Genomic DNA, 2632 nt, shown 5'->3' with positions numbered 1-2632 from the left:
CCTGGCGGCCGTTGTCGCGCAGGCCGATGCCGGGATCGTCGAGCTTCGGTTCGCTGGCGGACGACTGCATGTCGACCAGCGGGTTGCCGGATTCGCTGGGCGGATGGTTTGGCGCATTTGCCGCCGCGCCGTGTGCGCCATGATCCATCGCGCCCATGTTCGCGCCGCACCCGCCTTCGCCCATCATCGCGCCGCAGCCGCCTTCCGTGCCCTTGCCGGCGCCGTGTCCGCCCATGTCGTGGCCCATGTCGGCCATGGTCAGCAGTGGGCGCGGATCCCTTGGGGGGATGGTCGCTTCCAGTCCGTCACGGACGGCCAGCGTGCCGCGTGCGTAGCCGGTGCGTCCCATGTCCTGCGCGAAAATCGTGAAAGCATCCTGGCCTGTGGGTTCGACCAGCACGTCGRAGGTCTCCGCCACCGCGATACGGAACTCATCCACGCTGACCGGATGGATGTACTGGCCGTCGGCGGCGACCACGGTCATCTTCAGTCCCGGGATGCGGACGTCGAAGTAGGTCATCGCGCTGCCGTTGATGAAGCGCAGCAGCACCTTCTCGCCCGGTTTGAACAGGCCGGTCCAGTTGCCCGCAGGCGCTGCGCCGTTCACCAGATAGGTATAGGTGTGCGCGTTGATGTCGGAGATGTCGGTGGGCGTCATCCGCATCCGCCCCCACATGCCACGATCCTCGATCGTTTCCGCCAGGCCGTCACGCTTCGCATCGCGCACGAAATCCACCAGCGTGCGCTGGTAGTAGTTGTCGTGTTCCGGCATCTTCTTCATGCGGCGGTACAGCGCGGCCGGCTCCAGGTCGGTCCAGTCCGACAGCAACACCACGTGTTCGCGGTCGTGGTGGTACGGCGGCGGCTCGCGAGGATCGATGATGAGCGCACCGTACAGGCCGGCCTGTTCCTGGAACATCGAGTGGCTGTGGTACCAGTACGTACCGGATTGCTTCACCTGGAAGCGGTACTGGAAGGACTCGCCCGGCCCGATGCCGTTGAAGCTCAGGCCCGGTACGCCATCCATGTTCGACGGCAGCAGGATGCCGTGCCAGTGGATGGAGGTCATGTCGCGCAGGCGGTTGCTGACGCGCACGGTCACGGTATCGCCTTCGCGCCAACGCAGTGTGGGGGCGGGCAGGCTGTCGTTGACGGTGATCGCAGGGCGTGTGCGGCCGGTGATGTCGACCGGCATCGCCCCRATGCTCAGGGCGAAGTCGGTGCCGGTGACGAGGGGTGCGCCACCACGGCGTGCGGGTGTGCCGGCGGAGGCGGGCAGGCGGACCAGGCCAAGCCCGAGCGCTGCACTGCCGCTCGCAAGGCCGGTGACGAACTGGCGGCGCGTGGGTCGGAACGCGCCGAGGCGTCCGGAGTCATCGTGTTTCATGCATAGCATCCTGTACATCGTCGGTACGCCTGCCCGCTGCCGCGGTGGCGTCCTTCGTGATCATGGGGCCGGAGGGCAGCCCTCCGGCATGCGACCGGCCGCGGAAGGCGGCCTCAGGCCGCCAGGATGGGAGGTCGGTGACGGTGCGGCAGACGCACCGAGGCATGGGCATCGGCGCGATAAGCCGGTGCCAGCATCGGAGGATGCAAGTGCGCATCCAGCGGTATCCGCCACGTCAGGGCCGGCGCATGGTGCGTGCAGAAACCATCGCAGTTGCCCGCCTTGCAACAGTCGGGGAGGCCGGTGGCATCGTCGTGGTGGCCTGAAGGCCCCGCGCTTTCGTGATCCATCGGTGCCGCCATGTCCACGCCCTCGTGGCATGGAGGCACGTCGTCGTGCGCCTGTTCCGTCGCCGCGTCGCCGATGGCCATCCGCGTGGCAGCGTGCGCATACGCAGCGCCGTTGAGCAGCAGCACGAAGCACAGCAGGACGCGGAGCAGGGCGGCGAAGCGGGGCATGCCGGCATGATACGCCATGGCACGTGCGCGTACCTTTCCGCAGGGTGAGTCGGGGCATCGCCCGCTGCCACGATCGGGCGGGGACACGTTATCCTTGGGGCGTATTTCAGGCATCGGGCAGCGTGGCATTCGCATGGCAGGCACGGGAACGGGGAACGAGGCGCCGGGAGGCGTTCCCGCAGCACAGGCGTCGGATGCGCGCATCATCGTCGCCGACGTGGGGGGCACGTATGCCCGTCTCGGATGGATCGAAGCCGATGGCAGCCACGAGATCCACGATTACCGTCGTTACGCCTGTGCCGAGCACGCCGATCTCGCCTCCATCCTTCACGACTATGCCGCCGGTACGCCCTGCCACGGCGCAGTCGTCGCGATCGCCGGCGTGCTGGAAGGCGATCGCCTGATCAACTCCAATTTGCCCTGGGCGGTGTCGGTCGAACAGACTCGTGTCGGTGCCGGGCTGGCCTGGGTGCAGCTGATCAACGATTTCGAAGCAGTGGCCAATGCGGTGCCGACGCTGTCGCCGGACACGCTGTCGCCGCTCACGCCGCTGAACTCATCCGCCACGTCGTCGCCGGCGCTGGTGATCGGGCCGGGGACCGGGCTGGGCGCTGCCGTCTGGATCGAAGGCCAGCCGCCGCGCGTGCTGCCGACCGAAGTCGGACAGGCATCGCTCGCTGCCGGCAATGCGCTGGAACTGGACATCGTGCGCCGACTGCTGAAGGAC

General features: G+C 67.7%; 3 protein-coding genes. 1 reads left to right on the top strand and 2 read right to left on the bottom strand.

What is annotated here, in order from left to right:
• The coding region (locus tag AC04L7_RS16345) for a copper resistance system multicopper oxidase (protein ID WP_475513424.1) at window positions 1–1387 on the bottom strand (1387 nt) is incomplete at its 3' end.
• Between the two features lie 113 nt (window positions 1388–1500).
• Window positions 1501–1905: a CopL family metal-binding regulatory protein gene (locus tag AC04L7_RS16340; RefSeq protein ID WP_435998706.1), complete on the bottom strand. Its 405-nt coding sequence runs from the start codon at window positions 1903–1905 to the stop codon at window positions 1501–1503.
• 133 nt (window positions 1906–2038) lie between these two features.
• Here AC04L7_RS16340 and AC04L7_RS16335 point away from each other — a divergent pair.
• Window positions 2039–2632: glucokinase (locus AC04L7_RS16335; protein ID WP_475513423.1), on the top strand; the 594-nt coding region annotated here is incomplete at its 3' end.

The sequence above is a fragment of the Pseudoxanthomonas sp. LjRoot204_2 genome (assembly GCF_056175765.1).
Note: the sequence above shows the minus strand (reverse complement) of the source record. Positions and strands in the feature narration are given on the sequence as shown.